Raw genomic sequence first — 16,370 nt, forward strand, 5'->3', positions numbered from 1 at the left:
GGCATCGCGTGCAGGAGTGGGTCGCCATGCGAACAGTCACCCGGACCTGGCTCAGGTGTCTTGTCGGCGCGCTGTGTCTGCCGCTGTGTCTGCCATTCGTAGCCGCGCGTGCTGCTCCGCTGCGCGCGTTGGTCGTCGATCAGCGTGGCACGCCGATACCCGATGCCGTCGTCTATGCCGAGCCTGTCGATGGCAAGCTCCCGCCTCCCAAACGCCCGCAAGCCGTCATCGATCAGATCAAGCGTCGATTCGTGCCGCTCGTGTCCGTGGTGCGAACGGGTACTGCCGTCACCTTCCCCAATAAGGACAACATCGAGCACGACGTTTATTCGTTTTCGCCGGCCAAGCGATTCGAATTGCACCTGTATCACGGTGTGCCCGCCAAGCCCGTGATGTTCGACAAGCCGGGATTGGTGGTGATGGGCTGCAACATCCATGACCAGATGATCGCGTATCTGCTCGTCGTCGATACGCCGTGGTTCGCGAAGACCGACGCGCATGGCGAGGCCTCGATCGACGACGTGCCCCCACACACGTACAAGCTGACTGTCTGGCATTACCGGATGCTCGATCCCGATCGCCTGCCGTCACGCAATGTCGCGGCCGGCTCCGGGGGGCCTGCACGGTTCACGCTTCAATTGAAGAGCGAATGAGTGAGCGCCATGCGATTTCATAGCTTGCGCGCGAGAATCGCGTTCGTCGTCGTGTTGCTGATGCTGGTGGCGCAAGCGGCGGCTTACGTCGTGATCAGCTCGGTGATTCAGAGCAATGCCGTCAGCAACGCCCAGGAGCAGCTTGGCGTGGCCGAGCGCGTCTTCAGGCAGGTCGTGCGCTCCAACAGCGAAAAGCTGACGCAGGCGGCGACCGTCGTCGCGGCGGACTTTGGCTTTCGCGAGGCGGTGGCGACACACGATGAGCGCACCGTCGTGTCCGCACTGAGGAACCACGGCAGCCGCATCCGCGCGGACCTCGTGATGCTGGCCGATCTCGACGGCAAGCTGATTGCCGATAGTCGCGGATACCTGCACGACGGCGAGCCGTTTCCGTTTCCAGGGCTCATGCGAACCGCGGCGAACAGAGGCAACCCATCGGCGATCGGCGTGATCGATGGGCGGCTTTACCAACTCGTCGCGGTGCCCGTCAAAGCGCCGCTGCCTGTCGCGTGGGTAGCGATGGGCTTTCTGATCGACGACAGGATGGCCCGCGAAATGGCGAGCCTCATGTCGCTCGACGTGTCGTTTCTCGACCGGCGGCCGGACGGGCGCTGGGTTTCGCTGGCCAGCACCCTCGCACAAAAACGAGCCCTGTATGCCAGCCCGACGGAAGTGGCCGACGACAGCTATGCGATGCGAGTGATGTCGTTGCCGTCCACGGGCGAGCCTGTGGATGTCGTGCTCCAGCGGTCGTTGAAGGCGGCGATGGCGCCGTTTCATCGACTGCAATCGGCGCTGCTCGTCATCACCTTGTCGGGCGTGTTGCTGTCGATTGCGGGCAGTATCTTCACAGCGCGAAGCGTGACGCAGCCGATTGCGGCGCTGATACGTTTCGCGCGGCGAGTCGGATCGGGCGATTACGCCGAACCGATCAAGGTCGAGCATCACGACGAAATCGGCGAACTCGCCCAGGCGTTCAATCATATGCAGGAGGGCATCTCCCGGCGCGAGCATCGGATCACGGAGCTGGCGTACACGGACCGGCTGACGGGGCTGCCGAACCGCGCACTGTTCAGTGACAGGCTGCAGCAGACGATCGTCGAGGCGTTGCCGGACCAGCGTCCGTTCAGCGTCATGATGATGGACCTCGATCGATTCAAGTACGTCAACGACACACTCGGTCACCCTATTGGCGACTTGCTGTTGCGGCAAGTCGCGGAGCGGCTGCGTACGACGTTACCCGGCGACTCGGATCTGGTGGCCCGTCTCGGCGGCGACGAGTTCGCCGTGCTGCTGCCGAGCCACGATGCGGCCGGCGCGGAGCGTATCGCCGCTCGGATCCTGAAGGCATTGGAACTGCCGATCATGATCGAGGAGCAGCCCGTCGATGTGGGTGCGAGCATCGGCATCGTCATGTTTCCGCACAACGGGACCGACATGAACGTTCTGCTGCGTCGCGCGGACATCGCGATGTATGTGGCGAAGCGGGCCAATTCGGGCTTGGCGCTATACGACGAGCGGCATGACGACAACGGCGCAGAGCGTCTGTCTTTGATGAGCGAGCTGCGTCAGGCGGTCGAGCACGATCAACTGATGCTCTACTACCAGCCGAAGGTCGACCTCGCGACGCACACCGTCAAATTCGTCGAAGCGCTGGTCCGGTGGGACCATCCCACGCGGGGCTACGTGTCGCCCGATCAGTTCATTCCGTTTGCCGAGCAAACGGGGTATATCAAGGCGATCTCGCATTGGGTCGCCGAGCAGGCGATCCGGCAATGCGCGGCTTGGCGGGCCGAAGGTATCGAGCTGGCGGTGTCCGTCAACGTGTCTGCGCGGGAGCTCATTCAGTCGTCGCTGCCCGATACGTTTTCGGCATTGCTGAAGAAATACGGCGTGCCCGCCGAGATGCTGTGGATCGAGATCACGGAGAGCGCGATCATGGACGATCCGAATCACGCGATCCAGACGCTCGATCGGCTGCATGCGCTCGGCATTCGTCTCGCCATCGACGACTTCGGAACCGGTTATTCGTCGTTGTCGTACCTGAAGCGGATGCCGGTCGACGAACTGAAGATCGACAAGTCGTTCGTGATGGGCATGGTGCTGCACAGGGACGATGAGACGATCGTGCGCTCCACGATCGATCTTGCGCACAACATGGGGTTGAAGGTCGTGGCGGAAGGCGTGGAGTCGGAGTTTGTCATGCGGCGGCTGGCGGAGCTTCGCTGCGACCTCGCGCAAGGGTTTCATTTGAGCCGGCCACTGCCGCCGTCCAAGCTCGAGGATTGGCTGCGGGAATGGCGCTGCGTGAATGGGGTTTCTTGCTTTGGCGTCGATCGGAGCTCATAGCCGCTCATGGAGGTGGAGGGTAGCTGGTGTTCTACTCCACCGCTTCGCCATGGCCGTCACCCAAGCATCACGGATTGATTGTGACGTCCTCGCACCATCCTCGCACTGCAATATCCGCAATCAGGAAACCGGCAACCGCACCGTAGCAGACAGCCCCCCGCCACTGCGCAGCGCCAGATCGAGCCTTCCGCCATGCTGACGCGCAATGCGCTCAGCGATCGCCAAACCGAGCCCCGTGCCGCGTGGCCTACCCTCCTGCTCGACGCGCCGGAACGGCCGCTTGAGCAGCGTCAGCATCGCTTCGGGAACGCCAGGGCCCGCATCCTCGACGCCCACCACCACGAAGCCCGGCTCCCTGTGCGTGCGCACCGCCAGCCCCACGCGCCCGTACACCGTGGCGTTATGCATGAGGTTCATCAGCAGACGCAGCATCCCGACGGGACGAAACGCGATCTCCGGCAGCGGCTCGAGCGATAACTCGAATGTATGACCGAGGCCCGCATAGTCGGCGGCAAGCTGCTCGATCAGCGCGTTCAAATCGCCGGGCGTGCTCTGCTCGCTGTCCCAGCCCCGCGCGAAGTCGATGAATTGCTCGACGATCGCGTCGATCTCCGCGACGAAGCGCTCCGCGCTCGCGGCGGGCGCATCGAATGCTTCCGGCGCGGCGATCGCCATGCGCAGTTTCGTCAGCGGTGTGCGGATGTCATGCGAAATGCCCGCAAGCATCTCGGCCCGGGTCGCATCCATCTCGGCGAGCGACGCGACCATCCGATTGAAGGCGTCGGCGACCGTCGCGAGCTCCGTCGGCCCGTCGGCAGGCACTGCGTCCGGCCACGCGCCGCGCTCGACTGTGGCCGCGGCGCGCACAAGACGCTGCAAGGGAATCGACGTATCGCGCTGGATCAGCCACGCGCCCAACGCCGGAAACATCCCGAAAGCGAGCAGCATACAAACGATGCTCCACGGCAACAGTCGCCCGATCGTGGGCGGCGCGGACAAGACGATCCAGTAATGCGTGCCGTCGATTTCGAGCCTGAGCCAGATGCGGCGCTGCTCGCCGTCTTCCCAGCGCACTTGCGTGCCGGACGGCAGCCGCTCGCGCAGACTGATCAGAAAGCGCCGTGCCATCAAGGTGCGAGGCAGCTCATGCGAATCGGTCATGGGCGTGGCCAGCCCGCCGCCGTTCATCGCGGCGACAGCTCGGCCGCGCTCGGGCTCGTGCAGCGCTGTCAACAGGCGCTCGACCGTCGCGGTTTGCGAGGCGATGAGCGACGCGGCCTCGTCGATTCTCGGTTGCTGCATGAAGACGAAAAACACCATGAAAGTCGTGAGCTGGCTTGCCACGACCACGAGGATCAGCAACAGCAGATTGCGTTCGAGCAGCGAATGCGGCCAGGGCATCCTCACGGTTCGAACTCCGCCACGAGCATGTAGCCCAAGCCCCAGACGGTACGGATATGGCGCGGCGACGACGCATCGGCTTCGATGGCTTGCCGCAGACGCAGCACCTGCACGTCGACGCTGCGCGTGCTCGCGTCGTAGTTCGGCCCACGGGCGCGTTCGATCAGGTGCGCGCGGCTGACCGGGCGGTTCGGCGTTTGCGCGAGTGCGGCAAGCAGGCGCATTTCGGCCTGGCCGACCTCGACCTGGCCACCATCGAGCCGTGACAATGCCTGGCGCCCGACATCGAGGCGATACTCGCCGAAGCGCAGGATCGCGGTGTCGCCTTCCTGCTGGGCACCGTCGCGCGCGTCGTGCTGGCGCCGCGCAAGCTGCTGGCGGCGCAGGATCGCGCGGATGCGCGCGAGCAACTCGCTCGGCAGAAACGGCTTGGCGAGATAATCGTCGGCCCCGAACTCGAGCCCTACCACGCGATCGACCGGATCGCCGCGCGCGGTGAGCATCAGGATCGGAATGGTTTGCCTTTGGGCGCGCAGGCGCCGGCAGATCGACAAGCCGTCCTCGTCGGGCATCATGATGTCGAGGATCAGCAGATCGTAGGGCTGACGTTCGAGAAAGGCGTCCAACTGCGCGCTGCTTTTTGCCGTGCGCACTTCGAAACCATGCGAAGCGAGATAACGCTCCAGCATGTTGCGGATTTCGGCCTCGTCGTCCAGCACGATGAGGCGGCCCTGGCGCGTCTCTCCGGTGGCGGAATCGACGTTCGACGTAGTGGCGGACAAACCTTCCTCGAATCAGATAAACGGATAGAACCGCGGGCGGGCTGACGGGCGATTACTGCCGATGCTGGGCAAAGAACTGCTCGATGTCGGCGACCGTCACGTAGCCTTTATGCGTCGCATCGATCTGGTCGAAATACTTTGCCACGTGCGGCATGCCGGCCTGCGCCTCGGCTAGTGTCAGCTTGCCGTCGTGGTTGGTGTCGGCGGCGGCAAACCGGTTTTCCAGCTCTTGCTGCAATGGACGTTGCCCCTGCGCTACAGCGCTTGCTACGAACACGAATGGCACAACGAGCGTTGCGGCCAGCGTCAAGCATACATGTTTCAGTTTCATTTCTTTCTCCGCGAAAAAACGGGTGGTGAAAAAATTCAATACGGCACGTAGTAATAAGGTTGCGTCGTGTAGACCACCGCAGGTGCCGGCGCAATCAGAGCAGGCGCTGCTGGCGTGGCGATCGTGTCGCCCTTCGTCGTGATGCACTGCGCGTACGCGTCGTCGTATTGCCGCTGGAGGGCGGCTTCGCTTTGCTGATGCTGCTGTCCGCCGACCGCCGAGCCGAACAGCAAGCCGGCGCCCGCGCCAATGGCCGCACCCACGCCGGCACTGCCGGTGCCCGCTCCGATCAGGGCGCCGGCTGCTGCGCCGGCGGCCGTGCCGAGCGCCGGCCCCGCCGCGCCCGATTGGGCCACGGGATGCGAGGCGACGATCGGATCGACGATCTGCGACGCGTAGGTGCGGCAACTGTAGTCGTCCTGCTGGAACTCAGTCAGCGCCTTGCCTTTCGCGGGTAGTGCTGTGACGGTCGGATAGCTCGGCGGCACCACTGCGCAGCCGGCCAGTGCGAACAGTGCCAGGCCGAAAACGAGGGGGCGGGTCAGGCGCGGTGCATTCATGATGTCCGGATGAGGTTCTGATGAGAGAGGGTGAAAAACGGCTTTCGAAGCGGGGCTAAGACTCAGAAGCGGTAAGCGGCCCCGAGCGAGCCGAACACGCTCGCACGCCGCTCGACGACCGGGCTGTTTGCCGCATCGCCAACCAGCGTGTCGACACCGAGTGCCGCTCGCGCCGACCAGTGCGCGTTGAAACTGTGCTCGACCGTCACTTTGAGGTCGACGCGGGAAAAGCCCGCCGATGGCGAATACACCGACAGGTGCGCCGAGCTGTTGGCCGCTTGTTCGCCGTCGATGCCGAACGCCGTCTGTTCCGCCGCGCCGTTGGCCCATACCGTGTCGGCCGAGACCGTGACGCGGTCGCGCGGCATGGCGAGCATCGTGTAGCCCACTCCGAACGTGACCTGATTGCCATAGCCCGCATGCGCCGATTGCAGGAAGCGCACCTGCGCGCTCGCCGGGCCCGCGTGCCAGCGGACGAACGCGCCAACCTGAGGCGAGGTCGCGATGTTGCCGGTGCCGCTCAGAATGGCTGCGTCGCCTTCTCTGCGGCCGATGCCGACGCCGATCAGCGGCCCGACGGCGACGTGCGGCCCCAGCGGATAGGCAATGCCGCCGACAAGCCCGTCGACAAAGTAGGTCGGAGCCGAGGCCGAGGGGCTCTTGAACGATAGCGTTGGCAGCGGCACCAGACGATATGCGCTGGAGCCCTGGTAGCGCGGTAGGGCAGTCAGATCGATGCCGATGCTGTTGGCGGTGGGCTGCTGCGCGAGCGCGCAACTGCCATAGGTGATCGTGCCGGCAACGAATGCTGCGCCGAGCATGGTGCGATAACGTGCAATACGCGACGACGGGAGCGGCTTGAGGCAATTGACGGACATGAGCAATAAACGGTGAGTCAGACTGAGTGTGATGGGAAGCGAGCATCGGACGAGGGGCGCGTCCGTTCGCGGCAGACGAGGTGGCTGCGCGCGATCGATGACCGAGCGGGAGGCGTGTTACGTCGAGGCTCGGGGGGCATTGATCGCCGCCGCGGGGGCGGGCGTTGGTGTCGCCACCAGCGGCGGCACGGCGGGCGGGGGCACGATCACAGGTGGCAACACGACGACAGGCGCGGGCGCGACTACAGGCGGCAACACGGCCACAGGCGGCAGCACTGCCACGGCAGGTCCGGTAGTCACGATACCCACTCTCGGCGGGCCGGCCACCGTCACACCGCCCGTCACGACGGTGTTGCCATGCGGTCCCGTCACGCTGTGGCTGCTTGCGACGACGCCCGGCGCTACGCGAACCGCGGTATTCGTATGGCTGACGGTACGGCTGTCCGGACCGGAGGTCGTCGCGGAGTGGGTGCACCACACGTAGCCGCAATTCGTGGCGGCCGAATGGCTGTAGGTGCCGTTCGGGCCGCTTACCGTTCGGGATGACGAGAACTGTCCGAGCGCCGACCGCGTGACGCTGCTCGACGCGTCGATCGTCCGTCCGTTCGGGCCGGTCACGCTGTTGCTGCGCGCACACGTTCCGCCGCTGCAACTGGTCGTGCCGCCATGGACATACTGGCCGCCGTCCGGGCCGACCGCTGTTCCCGAGTGCGTGAATTGCCCGGGACCTGTGCGTGCGACGGTGCCGCGGTTCGTCGTCAGTCCGCCGAACGGACCGATCGCACCTCCCTCGTGCGTGCAGCTGCCGCCGCTGCAGGAGGCGAAACCCGCGCGGTGATAGGCGGTGCGCAAAGCGAAAGCCTCGTACCGGAAGACGCCCGCGTGGGCCGGATTGCCGGCGAACAATAGCAACAGAGAGGCGGCGGTTAGGGCAACGTTTCTCATCAGGCAATCCCCCCGTCGGAGAAGTGGTGAAGTCGTGCCTCTAAGGTAAGTGAACGTCCCCGCACACGCTGTTAGCAATCGATGTCAAAAAATGTCGAGACTCGCGACGACCGTCATCAATACGATTTCACCGGCACGTGAAATGAAACAGGACGACATATTTCTCCAACAGCTTTTCATCGCATGGCCGCTTAATCTGGGTCGAAAGCTCGGCTGTAGCCGGCCTTTCACTGATCCGATAAGGACATGCCATGAAACTGCGTTCTCTGTTCATTCTTGCGGGCAGTGCCCCGCTCGCTCTGATGGCGCAAGCCTCGTTCGCCGGCGTGGCCGTCGGGATTGCCGTGCGGCCGGCCCCCGTCGTGGCGGTCGCGCCGGTGCCGGTCTATGTGCCGCCGCCTGCCGTGGTGGTCGCACCCGCGCCCGTCGTGGTCGCACCGCCGGCCGTGATGGTCAGTCCTGCGTATGCCTATGCCGCGCCGGTCTATCCCGCGGTCACCGTGCGCGCGGGATTTTGGGGCGGGCACGGTGCTGTCGTCGTGCGCTGATCGGCCGTGCGGCCAGGCAACGCCGATCTGCGGGGGGCCGCCCCGCCTTACCGCACCTCGACCGTAATCCGGTCATAACGCCCGCTTTCGTCGAACGCCGTAATCGCATATTCCCCAGGCTGCGCGAGCGGCACCGTCCAACCGTTCGCGGCCGGCGCACGGCCTGCGAGCGCACCGTTCACGAGCCAGCCCACCGAGCCGCGCGCACCGCTGACCGTCAAATGCAGTTGCGGTGCCTGCCCCCCGTAGCTGCGCCGCACGATCTCGCCCGTGCTTGCACCGCCTATCGCGAGGTGCCCCTCGGCACGTGCGGGCGGCGTGCAGCCGGGCTGCCAGCGCGGCGGATCGAGACGCCGGCTGCGCTCGTCGAGCCAAGGCTCGAGCACGGCGGGCCACAGCGGGCTCTCGGCCTCGCGCAGTGCATGAGACGTGCAATCGGCGCTCGCGCGCAGCCCCGTTTCGCTGTCGACGGCATAGCGCAGCACGGGCTCCCCACCGCGAATTGCATCGGGGAACGTCGGCGGCGCGATGCCGTCGAGCAGCCACGCGCGCCGCTGTTCGGCACACAGGTCGCTCGGCTGCGCATCGACGGTATTGCCGAGCGGCCAGCACACCTGTGCTTGCGTGACGCCGGCCGGTGGCTTGCGCTGCGCGGTTTCGACGGCATCGGGCAGCGCCGAGAAGATGCTCATCATCAGGGGCGTGGCCGCGTTGGCGCCGAAGTAGCCCGGGTTCGGCGTGCCGTCGGGCCGCCCGATCCACACGCCCACCGTATAGCGGTCGGTTACGCCAACGGCCCATGCATCGCGAAAGCCGAAGCTCGTGCCCGTCTTCCAGGCGACGCCGCGATTGTTGCCGCGCTCTTCTACTGCGCGCCCGAGCGGGCCACCCGATTCGAGAATGTCGCGCACGATGAACGCCGCGCCCGCGCTCATCATGCGGTGCTCCTCGAGCGGCGCATCGCTCGTCAAGCGCGGCACACCGGCCATGCCGCCACGCGCGAACGATGCATAAGCGCCGACCAGATATTCGAGCGACGTATCGGCGCCGCCGAGGATCACCGAGAGGTTCGGCGTCGCACCGCGCGGAAAGCGCAGCTTCAGGCCGCCCTGACGCAGCTTGCCGACGAAGCGGTCCGGGCCGTATTGATCGAGCACCTGCACGGCGGGCACGTTCAGCGAGCGGGTCAGCGCCTCCGACACACTGACGGCGCCGTGAAACGACTGCTCGAAGTTGCCGGGTTGATAGCCGCCGAACGATTGGGGCACGTCGGCGAGCAGCGATTCCGAATCGACGAGCCCCGCATCGAGCGCGAAGCCGTACAGAAAGGGCTTCAGTGTCGAGCCCGGTGAGCGCCATGCGCGCACCATGTCGACGTGGCTCGCGCGTTCGAGGTCGCTGAAATCTGCCGAGCCCGCATAGGCACGCACTTCGAGCGTTGCGTTGTCGAGCACGAGTGCGGCACACGACGCATGACGCGGCAGGCCGCGCACGCGGTCGAGCAGTTGCGCTTCGACGGTCGATTGCAGATCGGCGTCGAGCGTCGTGGTGATGCGCAGCCGGCCATGCGCCGTGCGCTTGAGCCGTTGCGCGAGCAGCGGCGCCAGCATGGGCTCGCGGATCGTTTGCGCGTAGACGGGCTCGGTCAGCGCATCGTCGATGACCGTTTGCGGCCAGCGGTCGGCGAGCCGGTGCAGCACCTTGTCGCGTGCCTGCTGGGCGCGATGCGGGAAGCGGTCGGGACGCAGCAGCGATGGCGCCTGCGGCAGCACGGCCAGCATCGCGGCCTCGGCGTAGCTGAGGTTGCTGGCCGGCTTGCCCAGATAGGCGCGGCTCGCGGCATCGACGCCTTCGAGCACACCACCCATCGGTGCGTAGTTCAGATACAGCGTGAGGATTTCGCGCTTGGAGAAGTGCGCTTCGAGCTGCAACGCGCGCAGGATCTGATGCAGCTTGCCGCGCAACGTGCGCGGCGTCGGATCGATCATGCGCGCGACCTGCATCGTGATCGTCGAGCCGCCCGAGACGATGCGACGATGCACGATCCACTGCCCCGCCGCGCGCACGAGCGCAAACGGATTGACGCCCGGGTGCCACCAGAACGCACGATCTTCATAGCCAGTCAGCGCCTGCACATAGCGCGGCGAGACCTGCTCGAGCGTGACGGGATTGCGCCAGATATACAGCTTGTCGGGGAAGGCGCGCAGCGGCGTGCCGTCGCGCGCGGTGACGATCAGCGCGAAAGGCGCCGAGCGTCCTGGCGTCGGCAGCGGGAACAGGCGATCCGCCGTGAACGCGAGCGCACCGATGACGACCAGCGCCGCAGCGCCGACGCGCAATGCGCGCGAGGCACGAACGCGCGCGGCGCCGCGACACGTACGGGCGCGTATCGCAGCGAGGCGCTGCGTCATGCCGCCCGAGGGGGCCGGCGCGCGGCCCCCGTTCTGCTCATCCACTGCAATGCTCCGTCAGTGTGCCGCCGCTGCCGAGGCGGGTGCCGATGCCGCGGCGCTTGCGCTTGCCGCACCGTTCGAAGCCGGCGCGGCAGCGGCTGCCGTAGCGGCGGCCACGGCACCTGCGCTCGCATTCGCATCGACGATCGCGAGCTTCGTGTGCGCATCGAGCACGCCGAACACCTCGGGCCGGTACATGTCCTGCGCAAGCACGGGCGGCACGGTGTACTGACCCGGCGTCACGACGCGCGCGCGATAGAACAGATCGATCCCGCCCCAGCCGAGCTTGACGGCCGCCGCGAAGCGATCGTCGCGGAACTCGACGTGCACGATGCGATCGTTTTGCATTGCTTCGGTCACATCGGTGCCGCCGACCTTCACGCCCTCGCCGCTTTCGCCCTGGACGAGATTCTGATTCTCGATCTCGAGCCCGGCCGGCACGCGGTCGACGACGAGTGCCGAGCCCGTCACCGTGTGCTCCGAATCGGCATGCAGATGCACGAGCACGGTGTCGCCGACCTTCAACGGCGTGTTGCCGAGCGGGCTGCCGTTCGCGCGCAGGTATTCGCGCGTGATCGTCAGGCGTGGCGCGTCCGCTGCGGGCGGTGTCGGTGTCTGCGTGGGGTTGCCGCTCAGCGACAGCTCGACGAACAGGCGCTGGTCCGACGGATTCGCGATCGTGAGACCGTGCGCGAACTCGGTGGCCGTCACTTCGGTGAACGGCGAGGCGGCACTGTCGACCGTGCGCGTGGCGCCGTCGCTCGTGACGGTCGCGCGCCACGGCTTCTGTTCGCCGCTGGCCAGCAACTGACCGAGGCGGAACAACGCGAGCCGTTCCTGCGTGCTGTAGTACCACGGTCCGCGCACGGCCATCGCGTTCTGCACGCGGCCGAGCAGCAGGCCGCCATCGGGCGCCGGCACCTTGTCGCGCGCAAGCAGCACATAGGCGAGCGCGGTGTCGCGCAAATTGCTGCCGTAGTCCCACCACCAGTAGCCAGGCATACGCTCCTTCTTCACGCCTTCGGCGATGGCCTGCTGGCTGCGGGCCTGGTCGCCCATCAGATGCAGCGCGATGCCGAGTTCGACGAGCGAGAGGCCCGAGTTCGCGTAGGTGCGTTGCTCGAACAGCAGCCGCAGCGTCGCGAGCGGCGCCTTGCGTTCACGCGCCAGCACGTACGACGCTTGCACGAGCGCTTCATAGTTGCGGTTGTTGCGGCCGAAGTCGTCGATGAGCTGACGCAGGTTCTCGGGCGTCACATGCGTCGGCAGCGGCGCGATCTGTGCGCTGCCTTCCTGCAAGGCCCGCAGCAGATAGTTCATCGTGTTGCCGTAGAGCCGGTCGGGCACGGTGAAGCCTTGTGCACGCGCATCCTGCAGGAAGCCCGCCACATAGGCCGACAGCCAGAAATCGTCGCGCCCGTTGCCCCACAGCGTGAAGCCGCCGCGCGCCGACTGATAGCCCCCGAGCTTGCCCAACGCGAAGTCGATGCGCTGCGCACGCTCGTCGTGCGTGTAGACCTTCATGCCGTAGCGGCGGGCCGTGGCTTCGTCGACATAGAGCCACGGATAGGCGCTGCTGACGGTCTGCTCGGCGCAGCCATACGGATACTCGAGCAGCCACTGCGCGGCGGCCTTCACGTCGATCGGCGGCTGGTTCGACAGCATCAGGTGCGCGGCCAACGAGCCCGGGTAAAGCCCTGCGATGGCCGGATCACGAATTTGCAGCGTGGAACCAGGCTCGATCGTGTAGCGCTGCACGAGTTGCGTCGACGGCGTGGGCGCCTCGACCTCGAGCGCGTAGTGGCGGGCAAGCGCGATGCCCGCGCCTTGCACCGACACGTCGATCGTGTGCAGCCCCGCGCGCTCGCCCGCGTCGACGTTGTAGCGCAGCGTGACCTTCTGCTGTGACTTCAGCGCGACATCGTGTGCGTCGCCTTGCACGGTGAGGCCGTCGTCGCCCTTGACCTCGACCTTGAACTGCCCGGCGCTGCCGGTGAGATTCTGCAGGTCGAGCGCGAGCGTCGAATGGTCGCCGAAGTTCAGATAGCGCGGCGTGGCCAGTTCGGCAATCACAGGCGCGGCCACGACCATCTCCTTGCTTTGGCTGCCGAAGCGATCGGCTGTCGCCACCACCGTGGACAAGCGCAGCGTGCCGTTGAAGTCGGGCAGCTTCACGGGAATCTCGGCCTCGCCGTTTGCATCGAGCGTGACGGGTCCGGTGAACAGGTCGACGAGCTTGACCTTCTTCGGCAGATCCTGCGTGGCTTTGGGCGACGTATCGCCGCCCCACTTGAGCTTGCCCTTCTTGCCGGCCATCTTCTCGATCAGGCGGCCGTAGATATCGTGCAGGTCGGCGCCGTAGCGCAGCTTGCCGAAGAAGAACTGGAACGGATCGGGTACCGGGTAGCGCGTGATGTTGAGGATGCCGACGTCGACGGCCGACAGCGTCATCAATGCGCTCTGGCCCTTGGCCGATGGCACCTTCACCTTGATCTTGACGGTCGTTTCCGACTTCATGCGCTCGGGCGCTTCGAGCGCCACGTCGAGCTTGCGCTCGTTGCGCGCGAGCGGCAGCGCGATCAACCCCAGTGCGCGCGCCGGCGTGACGAGATCGCCCTGGTTGCCGGGCCGCAGCACCATCACCGAGATGTACAGGTCATGACGCTGCCAGTCTTTGTCGACCGGAACGTCGACGGTGCGGCTCGCGCCGTCGATCGATACACGCTTGGTCCACAGCGTGTGGTCGCCGTCGACCGTGATCAGCGCGGTGCCCGCGTGCGGCGGCGTGATCGTGAGCTGCGCGGTATCGCCACCGCGATAGGCGTCGCGATCGAGCTTGAGCGCGACGCGGTCGGGGCGCTGGCCCGCGGCTTCGTCGCTTTGCGCGCTCCAGCCCGCGTAGAAGCGATAGATCTGCTTTTGGTCAGTCGCCGTGTCGAGGATCTCGAGGCGGTAGCGGCCGTATTTGACGGGCACGCGCAGATGGCCGCGGCCACCGGCCGGGATGTCGACGTTGCTCGTATAGACGAGCTCATCCGTCTCGGTGAAGCCGGAGTTCCAGCCGCGCTGGTCGTCGTAGCGCCAGTAGTAGTCGCGGTTCTCGCGGAACAGCCGCACAGGTAGGCCCTTCGCGCCCTTCAGATTGCCCTGCTGGTCGGCGCGGATCACTTCGAAATCGGCCGGCGAGTCTTCGGGCGCGTAGTCGCCGTTGAACAGCGGGCGCACGGCAGTCAGCACGGGTGCGGGCCACACTGTGCGCTCGAGGTTGCGCACCACGGGGCGCCCGCCCGACTCGAGCAGGCTCAGCGTCGTGCGCACGGTCACTGGCGAATGCGTCGGTGACGCCGGGTCGAGCGGAATGTCGAGCCCGAGATGGCCGTTGTCGTCGAGGTGCTGTTCATCGAGCTGCTGGCGCACATGCAACGACTGATCGTTGGCGTCGCCGAACTCGAAGCCCGGGTAGCGTGCGTCGAACGGGTTCGTATTGCGCGAGAACTCGACGACGCCGAGCAGCCGGTTGCCCGCGGCCGGCGCGCCATAGAGGTACGTGCCCGTCACGTCGATATGCAGCGGCTCGTCGACTTTGAGCGCCGTGAGCGGATTGGCCAGCGTGAGCTTCATCCGCTCGGGCAGGAACTCTTCGACGCCGAAGCGTAGCGTCGTGTTCGCCTGCTTGTCGGCCGGGTCGTTGCGCAGTTCGAGCGTCCACGAGCCGGTCGGTGCATCGGTCGGCAGCGTGATCTGCTGCTGGTAATAGCCGGGGTGGCCGGCCATCGGCTGCCAAATGGCGACGAACTGCGTCTTGCCGTCGGCGCGGCGCAGCGTCGCCTGAATCGGCTGCGGCGGCACGGGGCGGCCGTCGGCATCGCGCGCGAGCACCGACAGCGTGAAGCGCTCGCCAGGGCGGTACAGATCGCGGCCGCTCCATGCGAACAGACGCACGCTCTTGTAGTTGAGGCCCGTCACGTCGTATTCGGACAGATCGAGCGCGGCCTCGCGCACGGCCAGCATCGACATCTGCTGCCCCTTCTGCGCGAGCACGAGCGCGGCGCCTGCGGGCTGTTTCGCGAACGCGGCATGGCCGTCGCCATCGGTCTGGCCACGCGCGAGCACCTTGCCCTGGCGGTCGACCCACGTGAGGTCGACGCCCGAGACGGCGCTGCCGTCGGTCAGCGAGCTCACGAATGCATCGGCGCTTTTCTCGAACAGACGCAGATGCAGCCCCAGATCGCTGACGTAGTAGTAGGTGGTCTGATAGTCCTCGCCGAAGCGGCCGGGCCGCGACATCACGGCGACGTAGATGCCGGGCTCCTGCAGCGGCTTGATGCTCTCGACCGGCAGGTACGTGACGCTGCGCTTGTCGGTCTGTTGCTCGGTCAGGAAGCGCCCTTGGTAGACGCTGTCGGCCATCTTGTGCAGCCGGTCGAGCGACCAGGGCGAGACGGCCCCGTGCAGATCGTCGGGCAGGTTGTTGTCGTTGTTGCCGTCGCCATTGTCGCTGGACGTGCTGTCCGCTTCGTCGTCGCCGTCCTCGCTGGCCTTCTTGGGCTGGCGGTGCGCGAGCATCGTGTCCATGAAGCGCGGCAGCTGGTCGGGCCGCACGCGCAGGAACTGCACGTCGACCTCGGGCACGTTGACGGTCACCACCGGCAGGCCGCCCGACTCCTTGGCCGGCAGCACCATGCCGCGGCTCGCGAAGTAGTAGGCCGGCGTGACGGCCGGCGTGTTGATCGAGTAGCGCACTTCGCGGCCGAGCTTGCGGCCGTCCTTGGCTTCGAGCGCGTCTTGCACCTGCACGACGTAGCGCTGCAGCGGTTCGACGTGCGGGAAGTAGATCACGCGCGGGTTGTCGCCGACGACCCACGCGCCCGCCACGGCCGTGCCGCCGGTCAGGTCGGTCAGCTTCTCCGACGTGCTGACTTCGCTGGCCGCTGAGGCGCCTTGGGCGCTATCGGCATCGGCGCTCTCGTCGTCGTTGTTCGATTTCGTCTTCGCGCCGGGCGCCGCGGGCATCTTGAACACGCGGATCACCTTGTCGTAGTCGGCGCGCGCATCGAGCGGCTGCGAGAACGTCAGCGCTAGCGCGGGCTGTCCGTCGAGTTCGCGGTTGGCCGCGTCGACGAGCGTGAATGGTGTATTCGGGTCCGAGTTCGCTTCGTCGCCTTGCGAGTGCGCGCCGTGCCAATAACGATTGATACCGTAGGCGGCGAGTGCGCAAAGGATAAGGAAAGCAATGACGGCCAATGAACGGCGATTGCGTTTATTCATGGAAACACCCCGGAGCAGGCAGGCGAGCGTTGAAGTTATTGGATTTGGCGACCGACTTTAGCATAGCGATTCAGGTCAATCGCTTTATGAAGAAACGAAAATGCAAAATCGGGATATGCCGAGTGGCACGGTCAACCCTATGCTTACCTTCGCAGACGACATCCATTTACGAAAATCGGGCTCGCTCCATTTGGCGAAATGC

At 66.0% G+C, this 16,370-nt stretch carries 11 protein-coding genes; 3 read left to right on the forward strand and 8 right to left on the reverse strand.

What is annotated here, in order from left to right; translation table 11 throughout:
• The first annotated feature begins 26 nt into the window (after positions 1–26).
• Both D7S89_RS19630 and D7S89_RS19635 read left to right on the forward strand, forming a co-directional pair.
• Positions 27–653: a methylamine utilization protein gene (locus D7S89_RS19630; protein ID WP_183085275.1), complete on the forward strand. Its 627-nt coding sequence runs from the start codon at positions 27–29 to the stop codon at positions 651–653.
• A gap of 9 nt (positions 654–662) precedes the next feature.
• The gene (locus tag D7S89_RS19635) at positions 663–3,002 is read left to right on the forward strand and encodes a putative bifunctional diguanylate cyclase/phosphodiesterase (RefSeq protein ID WP_121280135.1); all 2,340 of its coding nucleotides are present in this window, start codon (positions 663–665) and stop codon (positions 3,000–3,002) included.
• A 120-nt stretch (positions 3,003–3,122) separates the two neighbouring features.
• Here D7S89_RS19635 and D7S89_RS19640 read toward each other — a convergent pair whose 3' ends face one another.
• The 6 genes from D7S89_RS19640 to D7S89_RS19665 all read right to left on the reverse strand — a co-directional run bounded on the left by D7S89_RS19640 (position 3,123) and on the right by D7S89_RS19665 (position 7,899).
• On the reverse strand, positions 3,123–4,403 hold the full coding sequence (locus tag D7S89_RS19640) for an ATP-binding protein (protein ID WP_245983091.1): 1,281 nt from the start codon (positions 4,401–4,403) through the stop codon (positions 3,123–3,125).
• A gap of 2 nt (positions 4,404–4,405) precedes the next feature.
• Complete coding sequence (locus D7S89_RS19645) at positions 4,406–5,185, reverse strand: response regulator (RefSeq protein WP_281273159.1); 780 nt, start codon at positions 5,183–5,185, stop codon at positions 4,406–4,408.
• A gap of 52 nt (positions 5,186–5,237) precedes the next feature.
• On the reverse strand, positions 5,238–5,555 hold the full coding sequence (locus D7S89_RS19650) for an EF-hand domain-containing protein (RefSeq protein ID WP_245983075.1): 318 nt from the start codon (positions 5,553–5,555) through the stop codon (positions 5,238–5,240).
• A complete protein-coding gene (locus tag D7S89_RS19655) occupies positions 5,552–6,076 on the reverse strand; it encodes a glycine zipper domain-containing protein (RefSeq protein WP_121280143.1) in 525 nt (174 codons plus the stop codon). The genes D7S89_RS19650 and D7S89_RS19655 overlap by 4 nt, the downstream gene beginning before the upstream one ends.
• A 62-nt stretch (positions 6,077–6,138) precedes the next feature.
• Positions 6,139–6,954, reverse strand: coding sequence for a MipA/OmpV family protein (locus D7S89_RS19660; RefSeq protein ID WP_121280146.1), 816 nt, complete (start codon positions 6,952–6,954; stop codon positions 6,139–6,141).
• A 117-nt stretch (positions 6,955–7,071) separates the two neighbouring features.
• Complete coding sequence (locus D7S89_RS19665; RefSeq protein WP_147426711.1) at positions 7,072–7,899, reverse strand: heme utilization protein; 828 nt, start codon at positions 7,897–7,899, stop codon at positions 7,072–7,074.
• Positions 7,900–8,150: 251 nt separating this feature from the next.
• Here D7S89_RS19665 and D7S89_RS19670 point away from each other — a divergent pair, with 251 nt between their 5' ends.
• A complete protein-coding gene (locus D7S89_RS19670) occupies positions 8,151–8,447 on the forward strand; it encodes a hypothetical protein (protein WP_121280151.1) in 297 nt (98 codons plus the stop codon).
• A gap of 47 nt (positions 8,448–8,494) precedes the next feature.
• Here the strand turns inward: D7S89_RS19670 and pbpC are convergent, their stop codons facing one another.
• Together pbpC and D7S89_RS19680 are read right to left on the reverse strand one after the other, a co-directional pair.
• On the reverse strand, positions 8,495–10,903 hold the full coding sequence (gene pbpC / locus D7S89_RS19675; protein ID WP_245983076.1) for a penicillin-binding protein 1C: 2,409 nt from the start codon (positions 10,901–10,903) through the stop codon (positions 8,495–8,497).
• A gap of 12 nt (positions 10,904–10,915) precedes the next feature.
• Positions 10,916–16,168, reverse strand: coding sequence for an alpha-2-macroglobulin family protein (locus tag D7S89_RS19680; protein WP_121280154.1), 5,253 nt, complete (start codon positions 16,166–16,168; stop codon positions 10,916–10,918).
• Between the last annotated feature and the right edge of the window lie 202 nt (positions 16,169–16,370).

The organism is Trinickia fusca (genome assembly GCF_003628145.1).
Classification (GTDB): Bacteria; Pseudomonadota; Gammaproteobacteria; order Burkholderiales; family Burkholderiaceae; genus Trinickia; species Trinickia fusca.